This window comes from Acidothermus cellulolyticus 11B, assembly GCF_000015025.1.
In the GTDB taxonomy this organism is placed as follows: Bacteria; Actinomycetota; Actinomycetes; order Acidothermales; family Acidothermaceae; genus Acidothermus; species Acidothermus cellulolyticus.
The window spans coordinates 762,870-783,338 of the sequence record NC_008578.1 but is presented as its reverse complement, the minus strand read 5'-3'; the positions used below and the strand labels follow the sequence as shown (position 1 = coordinate 783,338).

The following is a 20,469-nucleotide window of genomic DNA, read 5'->3' as shown; positions in this document are numbered from 1 at the left end:
GACCGGCGCACCGGCCGCAGGTCGAGTGTAACCGACGAGGAGACGGAGTACCGCCACACCCGTGCCCCTCCGGCTGCCGCCACTCTCCGCACCAGGCCGGGACCACGACACGGCGGGCTCCTACGTGCGGCCGCGCTGTCGAACCCTCCTCAGTCGGTGCGCACCGCGCTGCCCGGGCCGACACCCGCGGAATCAGCCCCACCCGCATCGGCGATCGCCGCGGCGCGCCGCAGGCGGGCCAGACTGCGGTCCCTGCCCAGAAGTTCCATCGACTCGAACAGCGGCGGCGACACCGTCCGGCCGGTGATCGCAACCCGAACCGGCGTGAAAGCATGCCGGGGCTTGAGGCCCAACCCGTCGACCAGAGCGGCCTGCAGCGCGGCATGGATCGCGGACGCCGTCCAGTCAGCCAGCGGCTCAAGCGCGTCGATTGCGGCCCGGAGCGACGCCGCGGCATCACGGCCGAGCACCCGCTGCGCGGCGTCCGGTTCGATGCCGAACTCCTCCTCGGGGCGTAGGAGGAAGGCGAGAAGCTCCGCCGCCTCGGTGAGGTGTGCGATCCGTTCCTGCACCAGGGGGGCCGCCGCCCGCAGCAGGGCGTCCTCCCGCGGGGTCACCGGGGTGCCGATGAGCCGGGCCTCCTGCAAATACGGGATCAACCGCTCCGCAAGGTCGTCGACCGGGAGCGACCGGATGTAATGCCCGTTCAGCCAATCCAATTTCGTGACGTCAAACACGGGACCGACCGGATTCACCCGGGACCAGTCGAATTCCGCGACCATCTCGTCGAAGGAGAAAACCTCCCGGCCGTCGGGCATCGAATATCCCATGAGCGCAAGGAAATTCCGCAACGCCTCCGGCAGATACCCCTGTTCCTTGAACCACAGCAACCGCGCAGCCGGATTCTTCCGCTTGGAGATTTTCGACTTGTCGGGGTTGCGGAGCAACGGCATGTGCGCAAACTGCGGCCGGGGCCAGCCGAGCCAGTCATACAGCAGAAGGTGTTTCGGCGTCGAGCTGATCCATTCTTCGCCGCGCACCACGTGGGTGATCGCCATCAAGTGGTCGTCCACGACGACGGCGAAATGGTAGGTGGGAAAGCCGTCCGCCTTCAGGATCACCTGATCGTCGGGACGCGGCGCCGACACCTGGCCGCGGATCAGATCGGGAAAGGTGAGGGGGACGTCGTCCGGAATGAGCATCCGCACCACGGGCCGCTCGCTGAACCCGCCGAGCCGGGCCCGCTCCTCGCGGGTCTTGCCGTAGCAGAGCCGGTCATACCCCGGCGGCTGCCGGCGGCGTTGCTGCTCCTCGCGCATCGCCGCCAACCGCTCCGGCGAACACCAGCAGTAGTACGCGTGCCCGGAAGCGAGGAGCTGGTCGACGTACGGGCGGTAGGTGTCCAGCCGCTCCGACTGCCGGTACGGACCGTACGGCCCGCCCTTGTCGGGACCCTCATCCCAGTCCAGGCCAAGCCACCGGAGGGAGTCGAAAATCTGCTGCTCACTGTCGGCGACGTACCGCGACCGGTCGGTGTCCTCGATCCGCAGCACGAACGCGCCGCCGTGCCGGCGCGCGAAGGCCAGGTTGAACAGCGACATGTACGCCGTCCCGACGTGCGGGTCGCCGGTCGGCGACGGCGCCACCCGGACTCGGACGGTCACGCCGGCACCTCCTCCAGCTTGGACGCCACCACCGGATTGGTGAGCGACCCGATCCGCTCGACGGTGACCGTCACGTCGTCTCCCGGCTGGACCGGGCCGACGCCGGCGGGCGTCCCGGTGAGGATCACATCGCCCGGCAGAAGCGTCATGACCGCGCTGATGAACGCCACCAGCTCGGCTACTCCGTGCACGAGGGACGACGTCCGCGCCCGCTGCCGCACCTCCCCGTTCACGGTGGTCATCACCTCGAGATCCGACGGGTCGACCTCGGTCTCAATCCACGGGCCCAAGGGGCAGAACGTGTCAAAGCTCTTCGCCCGGGTCCACTGGCCGTCACGCTGTTGGAGATCACGGGCTGTGACGTCGTTGCCGCACGTATACCCGAGGATCACCTCGTGCGCCCGCGACACCGGGACACTGCGGCACAGCCGGCCGATGACGACGGCCAGCTCACCCTCGTAATCGACCCGCGCGGACAGTTGGCTGGGATAGACGATGGGCGACCCCGGTCCGATCACCGCGGTCGACGGCTTGAGGAAGATCACTGGCTGGTCGGGTGGTTCCCCGCCCATCTCCCGGGCGTGATCCGCGTAATTCTTGCCAACGGCGATCACTTTGCTGGGCAGGACCGGTGCGACGAGACGCAGGTCGGCGAGCGGCCGGCGAATATCGGTCAGCCGCAATTCGCCGAACGGATGCCCGTCAATCAGCCGGACCTGCGCGCTGTCCTGCTCGCCTTCCACCACGCCGAAGGCGAAGCCGCCTCCGTCGGGTCCCGGCGCGAATCTCGCGATGCGCACGCCCCGACGCTATCGAGTCCGCGGACCGGCGGTTGACACCCCCTGGGCAGCCGGGTCGCCCGAGCCGGCGTGCTGACGCAGCAAGCCGTACATGTACGCGTCGTCCAAGGCCTGCCAGGAAGCGGAGATCACATTGCCGTCGACGCCGATCGTCGTCCACTCGGTCTCGCCGTCACTGGTCTCAATCAGCACCCGGGTCACCGCGCCGGTGCCGTGCGAGCCGTCCAGGATGCGGACCTTGTAGTCGACGAGTTCGAGCTCGGCAAGCTGCGGGTACAGCCGCTCCAGCGCCTGCCGCAACGCCCGGTCCAGCGCGTTCACCGGGCCGTTGCCTTCCGCGGTCGCGACGATCCGCTCCCCCTTGACCACCACCTTCACGGTGGCCTCCGAGACCACCTCGCCGTCCGCGCGTCGCTCAACGATGACCCGCCAGGACTCCAGGTCGAAGAACCGGGTCGGGACGCCGTCAAGCTCTTCACGGAGCAGCAATTCGAAGGAGGCATCGGCGGCTTCGAACATGAACCCGCGTGCTTCGAGATTCTTCACCCGCTCGACGATCCGGCTCACCGCATCACGCTGACCGGACAGGTCAAAGCCGAGCTGGCGGCTCTTCAACTCGACACTGGCCCGGCCGGCCATCTCCGAGACGAGCATCCGCATGTCGTTGCCGACCAAGGCCGGGTCGATGTGCTGGTAGAGATCCGGTGACACCTTGATCGCCGAGGCGTGGAGGCCGGCCTTGTGCGCGAACGCCGAGAGCCCCACGTACGGCTGGTTGGCCCGCGGCGGCTGGTTCGCGACCTCCGCGATCGCGTGGCTCACCCGGCCGAGCTCGGCCAGTCGGCCGGGCGGCAGCACCCGGCGGCCCATCTTCAGCTCGAGGTTGGCCACCACAGTGATCAGGTTGGCGTTGCCGCACCGCTCGCCGTACCCGTTGACGACACCCTGCACCTGCACGACACCGGCGTCGACCGCCGCGAGCGTGTTCGCGACCGCGCAGCCGGTGTCATCGTGGCAGTGGATGCCCAGCGGCACGCCGGTCCGCTCGGCAACCTCGTGCACGACGTCAGCGATCCGCGGCGGGAGCATTCCCCCGTTGGTGTCACACAGGACGACGACCTCGGCTCCGGACTCCGCAGCGACCCGGACACACTCGACGGCGTACTGCGGATCAGCGGCGTACCCGTCGAAGAAGTGCTCGGCGTCGAGGAAAACCCGTCGTCCTTCCCGGCGGAAGAACGCGACAGTATCGCGGATCATCGCGAGGTTCTCGTCCAACGAGGTCCGGAGCGCCTCGCTGACGTGACGCACGTGGCTCTTGGCCACCAGGCAGACGGCCGGGGTCTCCGCTTCGAGGAGGGCGAGAACCTGCGGATCTGCTTCCACCCTGCTCTCGGGCTTACGGGTCGCGCCGAACGCGACCAACACCGCGTTGCGGAGGGTCAATTCGGTCCGCGCCCGGCGGAAGAATTCGGTGTCTTTCGGCAGGGCGCCCGGCCAGCCGCCTTCAATGAAGCCGACACCGAGGTCGTCGAGGTGCCGGGCAATGGCGAGCTTGTCCGCCACCGTGAGGGCCATTCCTTCACCCTGGGCGCCGTCACGCAGGGTGGTGTCGTAGACCTGAAAACCGGCCGGCGCAGCCGCCGAGTGCCGCCCGGTGGGTTCGCTGCTCATGGTCTTCTCCTCGGTGTCCGCCGTGTCGCCATAACAAAAAACCCCTCGCGATCGCGAGAGGTCAGGCGCGTGGGTCAACCGACCGACGCGCCTAGGTGATAATCCGTGCACTGCGCACGGGGACAGTCTGCCACACCCCTGGGCGGGCCGCTAGCAGGTCGGGTGGCCGTGAGCTGGCATCGTGCGGTGCGCCACACCCCTGGGCGGGCCGCTAGCAGGTCGGGTGGCCGTGAGCTGGCATCGGGCGGTGCGCCGCACCCCGGGCGGGCCGCTAGCAGACCAGGTGCATCCAGCCGTGGGTGTCCGGCGTCCGCCCGTACTGGATGGCGAGCAGTGCGTCACGCAGCTCCTGGGCGACCTTGCCGATGCCGCCGTCACCAATGGTCAATTCACCGCCCTGCCAGACCAGCCGGCCGATCGCAGTGATCACCGCGGCGGTGCCGCACGCGAAGACTTCGGTGATGCGCCCGCTTGCCACGCCGTCCCGCCACTGCTGAATGTCGATGGGCCGAACGTCGACCGCGTGCCCGCGCTCCCGGGCCAACGTCAGCAGGGCGTCCCGGGTAACCCCTTCGAGAATCGTCCCGGACGTCGGCGGGGTGACGAGGGTGCCGTCGTCGAAGACGAAGTAAATGTTCATGCCGCCGAGCTCCTCCACCCACCGGCGCTCGACGGCGTCCAGAAAGACCACCTGTTCGCAACCGTGCGCCAGCGCCTGCTGCTGGGCGATGAGGCTGGCCGCGTAATTGCCCGAGCACTTCGCCGCCCCTGTGCCGCCGGGAGCAGCGCGGGTGTACTCCTCGGAGAGCCAGATCGAGACCGGGTGCAGTCCGCCGCTGAAGTAGCTGGCCGCCGGTGAGGCGATGACCGCGAAGGTGACGTGCGTGGCTGGACGGACCCCGAGGAAGACTTCCGTCGCCATCATGAACGGCCGGACGTACAGCGACTTCTCCCCGTCCCGGGGCACCCACGCCCGGTCGGTGCTGATCAGCAGGTCGGTCGCGGCGACGAAGTCGTCCACCGGCAGCTCGGGCAAGGCCATCCGCTGCGCGGATTTCTGGAAGCGGCGGGCGTTGGCGTCGGGCCGGAAGGTCTTGATGCTGCCGTCCGGCTGGGCGTAGGCCTTGAAACCCTCGAAGATGGCCTGTCCGTAATGGAAAACCGCGGTCGCCGGGTCGAGGGCAAGCGGCGCGTACGGCCGGAGCCGGGCGTCATGCCAGCCGCGGTCCGCGGTCCAGGTAATGGTCACCATGTGGTCGGTGAAAACCCGCCCGAAACCGGGATCCGCGAGCAACCGGGCTCGTTCGCCGTCCGGCACCGGGTTCGGATTGAGCTCACGGGTGAATTCGATGGTCATTGCTCCGTCCTTGTCAGCGTCTTCGATCACCCTACCCGGAGCAGCCCGGTCAGCCCACGATTTTCGCCGCAATGGCATCGCCGATGTGCGCCGTCGTCCGCCGCCCGGCCGTCGAACGCTCCAGCAGATCCTCGGCGACGGCGGCCTCAACGGCCTGGGAGGCTTCCCGATATCCCAGATGGTCCAGGAGCATCGCCACGGAGAGGATCGTCGCCGTCGGATCGGCGAGACCCCGGCCGGCGATATCGGGCGCGCTGCCGTGCACCGGCTCGAACATGCTCGGGGTCGTCCGTTGCGGATTGATATTTCCGCTGGCCGCAAGCCCGATGCCGCCCGCAATCGCCGCACCGAGATCGGTGAGAATATCGCCGAACAAATTGTCAGTGACAATGACGTCGAAACGTCCTGGGTCGGTCACGAAATAAATCGTCGCCGCGTCAACGTGACAATAATCGACGCTGACGCCGGGAAATTCGGCGGCTACCTCGCGGACCGTCCGGGCCCACAAATCTCCGGCGTGCACCAGCACGTTGTTCTTGTGGACGACGGTGAGTTTCCGCCGCGGCCGGCCCGCCGCACGGGTGAACGCGTCGCGGACCACCCGCGCGACCCCAAATGCGGTATTCACGCTCTCTTCAGTGGCGATTTCCTGCGGCGTCCCGCGCCTGAGGAAACCACCCGAGCCGGCGTAGGCACCCTCGGTGCCCTCCCGCACCACGAGGAAATCGACCTGCTCCGGCTTGATGTCGGCAAGCGGCGAGCGCACACCGGGAAACAGCTTGACCGGGCGGAGGTTGACGTAGTGGTCGAGTTCGAAGCGCAGGCGCAGGAGCAGACCGCGTTCCAGCACACCGCTCGGCACGCTCGGGTCGCCGACCGCGCCGAGGAGGATCGCGTCATGGGCGCGCAATTCGTCAAGCACGGTGTCCGGCAAGGTCTCCCCGGTTGCATGCCACCGCCGCGCGCCAAGGTCGTACTCGGTCCGCTCGATCTGCAACGAGAATCGGGCGGAGACCGCGTCGAGCACTTTCAGTCCTTCGGTCACCACCTCCGGCCCGATGCCGTCGCCGGGGATGACCGCCAGCCGGATCGTCATGACCGCACCCTGGCCGCGCGTCACAGCTCGACGAGGTCGACGGCCCGGCCGGAGGAGGCGCCGATTTCGCGGACCACCGTCTCGACGACCGTGTCCGGAATGGCCGAGTCCACAGTGAGGGCGATGAGCGCATGCCCGCCTTTCACGTCCCGGGCCACCTGCATGCCGGCGATATTGATGCCGTGCTCGCCGAGAATCCGGCCGAGAATACCGACGATCCCTGGACGGTCCTCGTACCGGAAGAAACCGAGATGCTCCGACAACGTCAGGTCGACGTCAAAGTCGTCAATCTTCACCAGCTTCTCCACCTGTTTCGTCCCGGCAAGCGTGCCGGCGACGGACAATTGCTGTCCGGTCGGCAGCGTGCCGCGGACCGTGATGAGGTTGCGGAAGTCCGGGCTTTCGTCCTCGGTCACGAGCGTCGCCTCGACCCCGCGGTCCTGGGCGAACAGCGGTGCGTTCACGTACGTCACCGTCTTCTCCACGATGTCCATGAAGACGCCCTTGAGCACGGCGAGCTGCAGCACCTTGACGTCGTACTGCGCAATCTCGCCGCGGACCTCCACCTCGATCCGGCTCGCCAGACCGCCGGCAAGGGCGGTGAAGACCCGGCCGAGTTTCTCCGCGAGCGGCAGACCGGGCCGCACGTCCTCGGCGATCGGGCCGCCTTGCACATTGACCGCGTCCGGAACGAATTCGCCCTTGAGTGCGAGCCGGACGGATTTCGCCACCGCGGTCCCGGCCTTCTCCTGCGCCTCATGCGTGCTCGCGCCGAGATGCGGGGTGACGACGACGTTGGGAAACTCAAAGAGCGGGCTCGCGGTTGTCGGTTCGGTGGCGAAGACGTCCAGGCCGACGCCGCCGACGCGCCCTTCCTTGAGCGCGATCGCCAGTGCGTCTTCGTCGACCAGGCCGCCGCGGGCGGCGTTGATGATGATGACTCCGGGCTTGACCATCGCCAATTCCCGCTCGCCGAGAATCCCGACGGTCTCTGGGGTCTTCGGCAAGTGGACCGTGATGATGTCGCTCTCCCGGAGCAATTCCTCGAGGGTGACCAATCGGACGCCGTACTGTGCGGCCCGCGCCGGCGGAACGTACGGATCGTACGCAATGAGATGAGTGCCGAAGGCGCCGAGCCGCTGCGCCACGAGCTGACCAATTTTGCCGAAGCCGATGATGCCGACGGTCTTGTCGAGAATTTCCACACCGACGAACTTGGACCGCTTCCACTCCCCGCCCTTCAGCGATGCGTTGGCGAGGGGAATGCGCCGGGCGACGGCAAGCAGCAATCCGATCGCATGCTCCGCGGCGCTGACGATATTCGATTGCGGCGCGTTGACCACCATCACACCGGCGTTGGTCGCGGCTTTGACGTCGATGTTGTCAAGGCCGACGCCGGCGCGTGCGATCACCTTCAGCTTGCGGGCTGCCGCGATCGCTTCGGCGTCCACCTTGGTGGCGCTGCGCACGATGACTGCATCGGCCTCGGGCAGGGCGGCGAGCAGGGCGGCCCGGTCGGTGCCGTCGACCTCGCGGACGTCGAAATCACCGCTCAGCAAGTCGATACCGGCACGGGAGAGTTCTTCGGCGATGAGGACAACGGGTTTGCTCATGGCTGGGCTGGACCTCCGGCGCGAGACCCTCGCGGTCCTCGCGTCACGACGAGCACCCGGCAAGCCGCGACGGACTGACCGGGTGCGAGCCTAAATGATCATCGGCGCCCGCCACCACGCTGTAGCGCGCCGCAAGGATTTCAGCGTAACGGGCCGGCGGCGGGCAACCCCGATCGGGGCCCACCCCGGCCCGTCGCGATCACTCGGCCTGACTGATCCAGCTCATCATCGGCCGGAGCCGGCGGCCGACCTGCTCCACCGGATGCTCCACGTGCTCGGTGTAGTAGCGCTGATAGTTCGGCAAGCCGCCGTCGTACTCGGCGATCCACTCGCGGGCGAACGTGCCGTCCTGGATCTCCTGGAGAATCTGCCGCATCTCGGCCCGGGTGGCGTCGGTGATGATGCGGGGACCCCGGGTGTACCCGCCGTACTCGGCGGTCTGGGAGACCGACCAGTACATCTTCGAGATGCCGCCCTCGTACATCAGGTCGACGATGAGCTTCAGCTCGTGGAGGCATTCGAAGTACGCCACTTCGGGTTGGTAGCCCGCGGCCACGAGGGTGTCGAAACCAGCTTTGACGAGCTCAGCAAGCCCGCCGCAGAGCACCACCTGCTCGCCGAAGAGGTCGGTCTCGGTCTCCTCGGTGAAGGTGGTCTTCAACGCCCCAGCGCGCGTCCCGCCGATGGCCTTCGCGTACGACTTCACCAGGTCCCACGCCTTGCCGGTTGCGTCCTGTTGGACGGCGATGAGCACCGGAACACCGCGGCCTTCCTCAAATTGCCGGCGCACCAGGTGACCCGGTCCCTTAGGCGCGACCATGCAGACGTCGATACCGGCCGGCGGCTTGATCAGGCCGTAACGGATGTTGAATCCGTGGCCGAAGAACAGGGCGTCGCCGTCCTGGAGGTTGGGTTCGATCGCCTCGGCGTAGATGCGCCGATGCAGCGGATCGGGGGCCAGCAGCATGACGACGTCCGCCTCGGCGCACGCATCGAACGGGGTGAGCACCCGCAGCCCCTCCTCCTCCGCCTTCGGCCGGCTGGTCGACCCCTCGGGAAGGCCGACCCGCACATCCACCCCGGAATCGCGGAGGGAGAGCGCATGCGCGTGCCCCTGGCTCCCGTAACCGATGACGGCGACCCGCCGATTCTGGATGACCGCAAGATCCGTGTCGTCCTCGTAAAAAATTTCCGGCACTTCGACTCCTTGTCGTCTCGGTTCGTTCGCTCGTTCGCTGGTTTCGGTTCGTTCGCCCGGTGATTCCACCGGTGTCCTCACGCCCGGCACGGGAGGCCGCGGCCGGCCGGAAACATCCGTGACGTTACCTCGGCCCGCCGCCGGCTAGGCGATCCGGTCGACGGCCCGCAATGCCCGGTCGGTGATCGATCGCCCGCCGCGGGCAAGCGCGACCATCCCGGATTGCACCAGCTCTTTGATGCCGAACGGTTCGAGCACCCGGAGCAGGGCATCCAGTTTCTCCGCGCTTCCGGTCACCTCGAGGGTGAGGGCGTCAAGAGCGACGTCGACGACGTGCGCCCGGAACGTTTCGGCCAGTTCGAGGACCTGGGACCGGCTCTGCTGGTCGGCTTTCACCTTGACCAGGAGCAACTCCCGGTTGACGGAGTTCTCCGGCTCCAATTCCACGATTTTGATGACGTTGACGAGCTTGTTGAGCTGCTTGGTCACCTGCTCGAGCGGATGCTCCTCAACGTTGACGACAATCGTCATCCGGGAGAGCTCCGGGTGCTCCGTCGGGCCGACCGCGAGGGACTCAATGTTGAAGCCCCGGCGGGCGAAGAGCCCGGCGATCCGGGCCAGCACGCCCGGCTTGTTCTCGACGAGCACCGACAATGTGTGGCGGGACATGTCTCAGAGCACCTCGCTCTCCCAGTCGGGCGCGAGGTCTCGCGCCACCTTGATGTCATCGTTGCTGGTCCCTGCGGGCACCATCGGCCAGACCATGGCGTCCTTGTGGACGACGAAGTCGATGACGACGGGCACATCGTTGATGCTCATCGCCTTCTCAATGACCGCGTCGACGTCCTCCTCCTTCTCACAGCGCAGCCCGACGCACCCCATCGCCTCCGCGAGCTTCACGAAATCGGGCACCCGCCGGGAATGCAGGTCCGTGTGCGAGTACCGCTCGTTGTAGAACAGGGTCTGCCACTGGCGGACCATGCCGAGCGCCTCGTTGTTGATGACCGCCACTTTGATGGGGGCGCCTTCGAGGGCGCAGGTCACCAGCTCCTGATTGGTCATCTGGAAGCACCCGTCGCCGTCCACCGCCCAGACGGTGGCGTCCGGCCGGCCGAATTTCGCCCCCATTGCCGCGGGAATGGCGAAGCCCATCGTGCCCGCGCCGCCGGAATTGAGCCAGGTCCGCGGCTTTTCGTGCGGGAGGTAATGCGCCGCCCACATCTGGTGCTGACCGACGCCGGCGACGTAAATCGCGTCCGGGCCGGCGATCGCGCCGAGCCGCTGCACGACGTACTGCGGGGCGAGGCTGCCGTCAGCGGGCGGTTCGTATCCGAGCGGATACGTCTTGCGCCACGCATCCAGCTGACGCCACCAGCCGGTCAAATCGGCCCGCCGTCCAGCGGCGAATTCCGCCTGCACCGCCGCGGTCAACTCAATGATCACTTCGCGGGCGTCACCGACGATCGGCACGTCGGCGACCCGGTTCTTCGAAATCTCAGCGGGGTCGATATCGGCGTGAATCACCGTGGCGTTCGGTGCGAACGAGCTCAGTTTGCCGGTCACCCGGTCGTCGAAGCGGGTGCCAATGGCGATGAGCAGGTCGGCGCGTTGCAGCGCCCCCACCGCGGCGACGGTGCCGTGCATGCCGGGCATGCCGAGATGCTGGTAGTGGCTGTCCGGAAATGCGCCGCGCGCCATCAGCGTGGTGACGACCGGAATGCCGGTCAATTCCACCAAGGTGAAGAGCTCCGCGCTGGCTCGGGCGGCCAGCACACCGCCGCCGATGTAGAAGACCGGTCGGGTCGCCGTGGCGATGAGCCGTGCCGCCTCGCGGATTTGCTTGGCGTGCGGCTTGGTGACCGGGCGGTATCCGGGCAAGTCGATTTTCTTGGGAAATTCGAAGGTGGTCGTGGCCTGCAGGGCGTCCTTGGCGATGTCAACGAGCACCGGACCCGGTCGGCCCGTCGAGGCAATGTAGAACGCTTCGGCGATCGTGCGGGCGATGTCCTCGGCCCGGGTCACGAGGTAGTTGTGCTTGGTGATCGGCATCGTGATGCCGCGGATGTCCGCCTCCTGGAACGCGTCCGACCCGATGAGCGTCGACGGCACCTGACCGGTGATCGCAACGATTGGGGTGGAGTCCATGTACGCGTTGGAGATCGGGGTCACCAGGTTGGTCGCCCCGGGCCCCGAGGTGGCGATGCACACACCGACCTTGCCCGTCGCCAGGGCGTACCCCTCGGCGGCGTGACCCGCGCCCTGTTCGTGGCGGACGAGTACGTGACGCAGCTTGGTCGAATCGAAGAGGGGATCGTACGCCGGGAGGATCGCCCCACCCGGAATGCCGAACGCCACCTCGGCGCCGGCCAGCTCCAAGGCGCGCACCAACGCCTGCGCCCCGGTCATCTGCTCACTCATCGCTACCTCTCTCGACAGCTGCTTGCGGAGTAACAAAAAACCCCTCGTGCCGCAGCACGGAGGGGTTGCGCGCCAGGTGACCGTCGGTCAGCCAGCGCGCCCACGGAGTACGAGCGCGATAAAACGCACGGGCCAAGGATGCCGGATCCATGCCGCAGTTGTCAATTCCACGGCTGATGGACGATCGGGACACCCGCACCGGCACCGCTCACCGACAGATCGCACCCTCGGAGGCGCTGCCAACCAGCTTGACGTACTTGGCCGCGACTCCGGTGGTGTACCGCGGCGGCGGCGGTTGCCAGTCGGCCCGTCGTTTGGCCAGCTCATCGGCGTCCACCAGCAGGTCGAGGGTACGGGCCTGCGCGTCCAGCCGGATGCGGTCACCGTCCCGGACGAACGCGATCGGTCCCCCGTCCACCGCCTCCGGAGCAACGTGAGCGACACAGAAACCCGTGGTACCGCCGGAGAACCGGCCGTCGGTGACGAGGAGCACATCCTTGCCGAGGCCCGCGCCCTTGATGGCGCCGGTGACCGCGAGCATCTCCCGCATCCCTGGGCCGCCTTTCGGCCCCTCGTACCGGATGACAACGACATCTCCCGGACGCAGCTCGGGCACGGCGCGCATGGCCGCCTCCTCGCCGTCGAACACCCGGGCGGTGCCTTCGAAGAACGTCGACTCCAGCCCGGCGGTCTTCACCACCGCGCCGTCCGGGGCGAGCGAACCGCGGAGAATGGCCAGCCCGCCGGTGCGGTGGATCGGTTGGGTGAGCGCGTGAATCACCTTGCCGTCGGGGTCCGGCGGGGTGATGTCCGCGAGGTTCTCCGCCACCGTCTTGCCGGTCACCGTCAGGCAGTCGCCGTGCAGCAGCCCGGCGTCCAGCAGCGCTTTCATCACCACGGGCACGCCGCCGACCCGGTCGACGTCACTCATCACGTACCGGCCGAACGGCTTGACATCCGCCAAGTGCGGGACCCGGTCCCCGATCCGGTTGAAATCGTCGATGGCGAGGTCGACGTTCGCCTCGCGGGCGATCGCGAGCAGATGGAGCACGGCGTTGGTGGAGCCGCCCAGGGCCATCACGACAGCGATCGCGTTCTCGAATGCCTCCCGGGTCATGATGTCCCGGGCGGTGATGCCGCGGCGGAGCAGGTTGACGACTGCCTCCCCGGAGGCCCGGGCGAAACCGTCGCGCCGGCGGTCCGGCGCGGGCGGCGAGGCCGAACCGGGCAATGACATGCCGAGCGCTTCCGCCGCGCTGGCCATCGTGTTGGCGGTGAACATGCCCGCGCAGGCCCCTTCGACCGGACAGAAATTCCGTTCGATGGCGTCGACCTCTTCCCGGCTCACCAGGCCGCGAAGGCAACCGCCGACAGCCTCGAACGCATCGACGATGTTGATGTCCCGGTCCCCGAGTTTCCCCGGCAACGTGCTGCCGGCATAGAGGAAAACCGCTGCCAGGTCAAGCCGGGCGGCCGCCATCAGCATGCCGGGTTCGGACTTGTCGCAACCGGCAAGCAGGACGGCGCCGTCGAAGCGCTCAGCCATGAAGACGGTTTCGACGGAATCGGCGATGACTTCGCGGGAAATCAGCGAGAAATGCATTCCCTCATGGCCCATGGAGATGCCGTCGGAAACCGAGATGGTGGCGAACTCCAGCGGATACCCGCCGGCGGCGTGCACGCCCTCCTTGGCCGCCTGCGCGAGCCGGTCGAGGGAGAGGTTGCAGGGCGTTATCTCGTTCCAGGAACTCGCCACTCCGATCTGGGGTTTCTCCCAGTCCGCATCGGTCATTCCGACGGCGCGGAGCATGCCGCGGGCCGCGGCCCGCTCCAGCCCATCGGTGACGTCACGGCTGCGCGGTTTGAGATCGGGCTGAGCGCGCATCGATTCCTCTTCCCTTGCTCCGTCATTCGTCGTCCGGCACGGGTCGGCGCGGCACGTGTCGGCGCGCGACACACTTTACGCGCCAAGAACTCGTCTGCACCCAACGGGACCGTCGCACCGGCGGCCGAACCGCCGCGGCGGACGGCTCGATTGCGTCCGGGCTCACCCGACCGGACCGTCACACCGGCGGTGGAACCGCGACCCGACCGACGTCCTTGCCCTGGGCGTCGTACAGGATCAGCGAGGCGTACCCGTCGCCAAGGCTGGTCGGTTCGACCACCGCGGGCAGCGTGGCAAAGCCGGTCGCATCCACCGGGGCGGTCATGCGCACAGCCCCCCGGACGTACAAGCCCACACTGGTCACCCCCAGGGGAGTGAGGACGCCGATCCGGTTGCCGCCGGCCCCGAGATAGCTGAACGCCAGCGGATAGTCGGGGAGGTCCGGGCGCAGGAGATACTCCCCGGCCGCCTCCGGGGCCGCTCCCCAGACGACGATGAGCAGGTCCGGCCGGTGCAGGGTTTTGGCCCGCAGGATGAGGAGCTGGGTGCCTTCGCCGTCAGCCCCGCCCCAGAGCACAGTGGGCTCGGCGGACGACGCCAGCTCCCCGGTGCGCCGCCAGGCGTCCAGGATCTGCAGGGCACGGAAGAGTTCGGGGGTGTTGGCGGTGCCCCGCTGGACGGGGATGAGTTCCGCTCCCTGACCGCCGGGGAACCGGGCCAGTGCCGAGGCGGTGGGGCGGGCCGCCAGCTGCAAGAGGGCGAGCGGGCCCTCCCAGACCGTCCGGCCGCCGGCAATGAGCCGGAGCGTCTCCCCTGGCGCGTACACCGCACTGATGTCCGCCACGATCGCGCCGTCGGACGCGGCCAGCCGCGTCGGCAGCGTAGTGGTGCCGGTGCGGAGCTCCCCGCTGAGGAGCTGGGGGGCGGTCAGGGCGACGAGAGCGACATGGCCGCTCGGATCCGCAAGCGCTGCAGCGACCACAGCGGGAGCCGTCGCGGACGGGGAACCCTCGGGAGCCGTCGGGGACGGGGAACCCTCGGGCGCCGCGAGCGGCTGACCGTAGGAGACATAGCCTTGCTGGAGGTCTTGGGAGCCGGCCGGCCCGTAGTACCACGCGTTGACGACACCGCTTGCCGTTCTCGCGACCACATAGGCGAGGCGGAACCACGGAACGTCCGCGACCAGGAGAACCTGCACCGGCCCATAGGCGTCCGGATGGTCCCGGGCGAATTGCGCCCGCAGCTGGACGACGAGGTCGACGGCGGCCGCGTTGCCGCGGACCGGCCAGTTGACGATGGGACCGGCAGAGGCCGGCGCAGCCGTTGGATGGTGCTGACCGGCGCGCTGTGTGGCGGTCTGCGGGCGGGCGAAGGCAAGACCGCCGGCGACCAGTGCCAGGACGAGCGTCGCACCGACCGCGGCGGTCCATCGGACGCGGACCCGTTGCCGCTGCTCGACCTCCGGCACGACGCCCGGCGGCGTTGGGGGCCAGGCCGCCCGCTCGGCCAGGACAGCACGGAGGAGCTGGTCGACGTCCGCACCGCCCCGCGTGCCCGCCTGGCGCAGGAGGCCGGTCCAGGCGGCCTGCCATTCGGCGGAGTGCTTCGCCCGCCGCCGGTGGCCGAAGACGTCGGGAAGGTCGAGGTCGGCCATCCAATGGAAGAGGGAGACGCCGTGCTCGGCGAGGAAGACGGCGCGTGCCGCCGGTGACAGCGAGCACCACATGGCATCGAGTGCGCGTCGCAGCTCGGCGTCGTCGTCGGACGGCGCCGCCACCGGCGCCCCGAGACCCGCCCGGGGGTCGCTGACACCGACGGCGTGCAGCCGGTCGCCGGCACGGACGGCGGGCTGGGCGCCAGCCGCCGATCGACTGGCAGACGGGGTACGGCGGGGTCGGGATACTGCTCGGAACAACGCCGCCACGGCCAGGCTCTCCGGCGCGGCGCCGGACGCCACGTCACGCCAATGCCGGCGGGTAGCGAGCAGCGCCCGGACGGTCACCGTCCGGGCGAGGGTCACGTCAGGCAGCGACGGGGTCGGTTCCGCGCACACCAGGAGATAGCCGAGCCGGAACAGCGGATCCGCGAAGCTCGCGGCGAATTCGCCGAATTCCGTCGCTGCCCTGGACACGCGCTCTCCCATCCGTGCCGGGCCCGAGGGGACAGCCGACCTACCCGGCGTCGTCCCCAGTCACAACGTTACGCAGCGACGCCCCGTTCAACGGTCCTGTTGCGCGCATGGGGCGCGCACCGTGCGGCGGCCTCCGGCGTGATTCCGTCGCTACCCGTCATGCATCGACCTCGGTGCCCGGTTCGGGCACCGTGCGAATGGCACCCACCGGACACTCGGCGACGCATAACCCGCATCCCTTGCAGTAATCGAGGTCGATCGCATAGCCGTGCCCGGACTCGACCTTGAGAACCGCCGCGTCGGGGCAGACGGCGTAGCAGTTGTCGCACTGGAAGCAATTGCCGCAGGAGAAGCATCGTCGGGCCTCGGCCAACGCGTGTGCCGGGTCAAGTCCGCGAACCACCTCGCCAAACCCCCCGAGCCGGCGGGCTCGTGGCAGGCGGTTGCGCTGTGCCGCGGGTGATTCGTCGTAGTACCACGTGTTCAGTGACGCGAAAGCGGCCGATTCCCGAAGCGGTTCGGACGGCGGTTGCCGCCCCCGGAGCCACGCGTCGATGGAGAGCGCGGCCCGTCGCCCGTGACCGATCGCGGCAGTGACGGTGCGTTCACCAGGAATCATGTCCCCGCCGGCAAAGACGCCGGCCGCTCCGGTCATGAGGGACGCGTCCACCGCCACGCCGCCGTCGGCACAACGCACGCCCGGCAACGCACGCAGCAGCCCGGCGTCCACCTCCTGTCCCAAGGCGAGGATCAGAGTGTCCGCCGGACGCGCGACAAACCGCCCGGTTGGTCGAGGTTTCCCGGCTGCGTCGAGCTCCATTCGTTCCAGGCGAAGGCTTCCCGGCTCCACGTGGGTCACCGTCGACAACCACTCGAAAGCCACCCCTTCCTCGACGGCCTCGGCCACCTCTGTGTCGTGAGCGGGCATGCGCTCCCGGGTGCGTCGGTACACGACGACCACCTCGTCAGCGCCGAGGCGTTTCGCGGTGCGCGCAGCGTCCATCGCGGTATTGCCGCCGCCGTAGACGGCGACCCGCCGCCCTAATCCCGGCCGTTCGCCTTGCGCGGTACGCCGGAGCAGGTCCAACGCGTCGAGAATCCGCGCCGCAGGATCGGCGGGGAGTTGGACCCGATGCGGACGCTGAGCACCGACGGCTACGAATATGGCGTCATATCCGCTGACGGCGCTGAGGTCGGAAATCCGTGACCGCGGATGGTAGTGAATTCCCAACTCGAGGACGCGTTCAATTTCTGCGTCGAGGACTCGACGGGAGAGCCGGAACGTCGGGATGGCGTAGCGCATCATCCCACCGGGCTCGGCTTCGGCGTCGTGAAGCTCCACCTCATGTCCGAGCAACCGCAGGTGATACGCCGCAGCAAGACCTGCCGGCCCGGCACCGACGATCAGCACACGATGACCTGTCGGTGCACCGGGTGACGGCAGGCGCCAACCACGGCGCAGCGCCTCATCTCCAAGGAATTGTTCGACCGCATTGATGGCGACGGCCTCATCGAATTCCCGGCGATTGCACCGCGCCTCGCACGGGTGATAGCAGACCCGTCCCATGACGGCCGGAAACGGATTCACTGCGACAAGCTGGCGCCAGGCGATCTCCCAATCGCCTGCTGCGGCGTGGTAAAGCCACCCCTGGACGGATTCACCAGCGGGACATGCCGCATTACACGGCGGCCAGGCATCGATATAGACGGGTCGATCGGTGCGCCACGTACCCGTGTGGTTCGATCTGCTCGAAGCCGGTGCAAGACTCACCGCGAACGGTAAATCCATCACGCACCCCCTTCACATCAAGCCGTACCGCGCCTTCGTGCTGTCGGCGAATTCCTGCAACCTGGTGAGCAGGCGACGGTCCGGATCGGCGAACAGATGGGCGAATCGGCGTTGCGGCCGGAGGTACTCCTCGACCGGAACCGGCCGCCGAATCGGAAGCACCGAGGTGATTTCCCCGTCCCGTGCTTCGAAAACCGGGAACAAACCGGAACGCTGGGCAAGGCGGGCCAATGCGATCGTCTCAGCAGGTCCGCTCCCCCAACCAAGGGGACAGGGTGTCAGGACGTGCAGGTATCGGGCTCCACGCACACCCATCGCGTTCACCACTTTGGCCTCAAGGTCGTGAATATCGCCTATGGTCGCCGTCGCTACGTAGGGAATGCTGTGCGCGAGCGCGATACGCGGCAAGTCCTTTCCCGTCCCAGGCGGATTTCCCGGCTCGTCTCCGACCGCTTCCGTTGTTGCGGTCCGCGCATATGGCGGTGTCGCACCCGAGCGCTGAATGCCGGTATTCATATACGCCTCGTTGTCGTAACACACATACAGGACGTCATCGCCTCGTTCGAACATGCCGGAGAGGCAGGCGAGGCCGATGTCGACGGTCGCTCCGTCCCCGCCCTGCGCAAGGACTCGAACGTCCTCCCGTCCCTGGGCGTACAGCGCGGCCGCCACACCGCTTGCCACCGATGCCGCATTAGCGAACAACGAGTGCAACCAAGGAACCCGCCACGCGCTCTCCGGATAGGGTGTTGAGAACACCTCAAGACATCCGGTTGCTGTCACGACAACGAGTTTTCCCCCGGAGGCGCGGTACGCAGCATCAACGACGGTACGAGCAGCGAGAGCAACTCCGCATCCCTGGCAGGCGCGGTGACCCGAGGTCAGTGCGTTGCGTCGGTGTGGATTAGCCTGTTCCGCACGCCGCGCGGGGGGAACCAGTCTGCCGCCAGCCGTGCGGGTTGTCAGCGAAAGGGACCGTCCGTTGTCAGCGGACATGGCGCACCTCCATCGCCGAGACCGTGGGATCCCGCTCCCATTCACGGCGAACGACGTCCTCGCGTAGATCGAGGAAATGAATATCCGGAAGCGCATCGGCGGTTACCACGGCGCGCAACGAGGCCAGCCGGATCGGACGTCCACCCAGTCCCCCAATGACGGTATGCACCATCGCGCTCGTTCCGGCGACCGCGGCACGCACATCGGCGGTGACGATGCCGCCGGCTCCCGGTGCAAAGGCGCGTTCGAGCACGATGACGCGTCGGGCTGCGGCGAGAAGTCCCCGGACGACCCGCGCCGGAAATGGGCGATACATCGTGATGACAAGAACCCCGACACCAGGGACTGCGTCTGCAAGCTCGTACAACGTTCCCGCCGCCGAACCAAGGGCGACAACAACCGTGTCCGCGTGTTCGATGCGGTAGCTTTCCACCGCGTGATAACGGCGGCCGGTTATCTCGGCGTATTCCTGTGCGAACCACTCGAACACGTTCACCGCCGCGTCGAGCCGCTGCGCCGAGAGATACTTCACCTCGGTGAAGGCCTCCGGGCCGACCATGGCACCGATGGTCACCGGATCGCCGGGATCGAGAACCTGCCGCGGCCGAAAGGGAGGAAGAAAATTGTCGACCTGGGCTTGTGTCGGAACAGCCAATGGTTCGAAGGCGTGGGTGAGGACGAAACCGTCCATGCACACCATGACCGGAAGTGAGAGAGCCTCCGCGACGCGGAACGCCAGAACATGCAGGTCGACCGCAGCTTGATTGTCCGGGGCGTAGAGCTGGATCCAGCCGCAATCCCGCAGGCTCATCGCATCGCTCTGATCGTTCCAAATGTTGATCGGCGCACCGACCGCGCGATTGGCGACCGTCATGACGATCGGTGCCCCTAAACCGGACGCGTTGAACAGCGCTTCAGCCATGTACAGAAGCCCTTGACTGGCAGTCGCGGTGTATGTGCGGGATCCGGCGAACGAGGCACCGATCGCCGCTGACATCGCCGCGAATTCTGATTCGACGGTAAGAAAGACGCACGGCGAAAGGGTGCCGGCCCGGATCATGGCGCCGAGTGCTTCCACGATGTGGGTCTGCGGAGTGATCGGATAAGCGGGAACGACCTGCGGACGGCATCGACCGACCACCTCGGCTATGGCCCGGGAGGCTTCACGCTGACTGCGCATCGCTCGTCACCACCTGCTGAAGAGAAGCAAAGGCTGCACGGGCCGCCTGGATATTCTGCTCAGCGATAGGGGCCGTGAAGCGATCCGACAGTGCGTCCTCAATTGCCGTCAACGAGACCAGTCGGGTAAGTGCTGCAAAAGCGCCGAGCATTGGCGCGTTGGGCACCGCACGTCCCAGATAGCGTCGGGCCAGCGCCGTCGCCGGCACCGTCGCCCAACGAATGTGTACGTCGGAGGACGCCGTGGATGTCACGCCGAGCTGCTGCGGAGGTCGAGCGGAATTCACGAGAACCCACCCGCCCGTCCTCAACCCCGCGAGCGTCTCCGGCAGACGCAACAACGATGCGTCAATGACAAGAAGAGCATCGGCGTCAACGACAGGCTCTCGGATACGGATCGGCAGTGTGTCCAAGCGACAGTACGCCGTTACCGGGGCGCCCATCCGCTCGGAACCGAAACTGGGAAAAGCCTGTACCTCGTATCCGTCGCGAAAGGCTGCATCGGCGAGCAGCTCAGCCGCGGTGACGACGCCTTGTCCGCCCCTACCGTGCACCCGAATCTGCCACATGCCATCTTCGCCTCCCGCCGCACACGATCGGCTGCGCCTGAACAGACGGCGCCGACACGGCCTCGTCGACGATCCATCGCCGCCTGTTGACACCATCAGT

At 67.7% G+C, this 20,469-nt stretch carries 15 protein-coding genes; all 15 read right to left on the bottom strand.

Features of this window, described 5'->3' with window-relative positions:
- Positions 1 to 149: 149 nt before the first annotated feature.
- Positions 150 to 1,664, bottom strand: coding sequence for a glutamate--tRNA ligase (gene gltX, locus ACEL_RS03670; RefSeq protein WP_011719550.1), 1,515 nt, complete (start codon positions 1,662 to 1,664; stop codon positions 150 to 152).
- Positions 1,661 to 2,464, bottom strand: coding sequence for a fumarylacetoacetate hydrolase family protein (locus tag ACEL_RS03665; protein WP_011719549.1), 804 nt, complete (start codon positions 2,462 to 2,464; stop codon positions 1,661 to 1,663). Before ACEL_RS03665 ends, gltX begins: the two co-directional genes overlap by 4 nt.
- A gap of 9 nt (positions 2,465 to 2,473) precedes the next feature.
- The gene (cimA, locus tag ACEL_RS03660) at positions 2,474 to 4,138 is read right to left on the bottom strand and encodes a citramalate synthase (protein WP_011719548.1); all 1,665 of its coding nucleotides are present in this window, start codon (positions 4,136 to 4,138) and stop codon (positions 2,474 to 2,476) included.
- A 271-nt stretch (positions 4,139 to 4,409) separates the two neighbouring features.
- Entirely contained in the window at positions 4,410 to 5,495 is a 1,086-nt protein-coding gene (locus ACEL_RS03655; protein ID WP_011719547.1) for a branched-chain amino acid aminotransferase, read from the bottom strand.
- Positions 5,496 to 5,544: 49 nt separating this feature from the next.
- Complete coding sequence (locus ACEL_RS03650) at positions 5,545 to 6,591, bottom strand: 3-isopropylmalate dehydrogenase (protein WP_011719546.1); 1,047 nt, start codon at positions 6,589 to 6,591, stop codon at positions 5,545 to 5,547.
- A 20-nt stretch (positions 6,592 to 6,611) separates the two neighbouring features.
- A complete protein-coding gene (serA, locus tag ACEL_RS03645) occupies positions 6,612 to 8,204 on the bottom strand; it encodes a phosphoglycerate dehydrogenase (RefSeq protein WP_011719545.1) in 1,593 nt (530 codons plus the stop codon).
- 199 nt (positions 8,205 to 8,403) lie between these two features.
- The gene (ilvC, locus tag ACEL_RS03640) at positions 8,404 to 9,402 is read right to left on the bottom strand and encodes a ketol-acid reductoisomerase (protein WP_193138716.1); all 999 of its coding nucleotides are present in this window, start codon (positions 9,400 to 9,402) and stop codon (positions 8,404 to 8,406) included.
- Positions 9,403 to 9,546: 144 nt separating this feature from the next.
- Positions 9,547 to 10,071, bottom strand: a complete 525-nt coding sequence (gene ilvN / locus ACEL_RS03635) for an acetolactate synthase small subunit (RefSeq protein WP_011719543.1) — start codon at positions 10,069 to 10,071, stop codon at positions 9,547 to 9,549.
- A gap of 3 nt (positions 10,072 to 10,074) precedes the next feature.
- Complete coding sequence (locus ACEL_RS03630; RefSeq protein WP_202943434.1) at positions 10,075 to 11,838, bottom strand: acetolactate synthase large subunit; 1,764 nt, start codon at positions 11,836 to 11,838, stop codon at positions 10,075 to 10,077.
- Positions 11,839 to 12,028: 190 nt separating this feature from the next.
- Positions 12,029 to 13,705: a dihydroxy-acid dehydratase gene (ilvD, locus tag ACEL_RS03625; RefSeq protein ID WP_011719541.1), complete on the bottom strand. Its 1,677-nt coding sequence runs from the start codon at positions 13,703 to 13,705 to the stop codon at positions 12,029 to 12,031.
- Between the two features lie 178 nt (positions 13,706 to 13,883).
- Positions 13,884 to 15,836, bottom strand: coding sequence for a hypothetical protein (locus ACEL_RS03620; RefSeq protein ID WP_011719540.1), 1,953 nt, complete (start codon positions 15,834 to 15,836; stop codon positions 13,884 to 13,886).
- A gap of 157 nt (positions 15,837 to 15,993) precedes the next feature.
- Positions 15,994 to 17,625 (bottom strand): NAD(P)-binding protein, encoded by a 1,632-nt coding sequence (locus tag ACEL_RS03615; protein ID WP_011719539.1) that lies wholly within the window; start codon positions 17,623 to 17,625, stop codon positions 15,994 to 15,996.
- 12 nt (positions 17,626 to 17,637) lie between these two features.
- Positions 17,638 to 18,621 (bottom strand): thiamine pyrophosphate-dependent enzyme, encoded by a 984-nt coding sequence (locus ACEL_RS03610; RefSeq protein ID WP_011719538.1) that lies wholly within the window; start codon positions 18,619 to 18,621, stop codon positions 17,638 to 17,640.
- The gene (gene porA, locus ACEL_RS03605; protein WP_011719537.1) at positions 18,611 to 19,801 is read right to left on the bottom strand and encodes a 2-ketoisovalerate ferredoxin oxidoreductase subunit alpha; all 1,191 of its coding nucleotides are present in this window, start codon (positions 19,799 to 19,801) and stop codon (positions 18,611 to 18,613) included. Before porA ends, ACEL_RS03610 begins: the two co-directional genes overlap by 11 nt.
- Positions 19,785 to 20,369, bottom strand: a complete 585-nt coding sequence (locus ACEL_RS03600; RefSeq protein WP_011719536.1) for a 2-oxoacid:acceptor oxidoreductase family protein — start codon at positions 20,367 to 20,369, stop codon at positions 19,785 to 19,787. The genes porA and ACEL_RS03600 overlap by 17 nt, the downstream gene beginning before the upstream one ends.
- Positions 20,370 to 20,469: the final 100 nt, after the last annotated feature.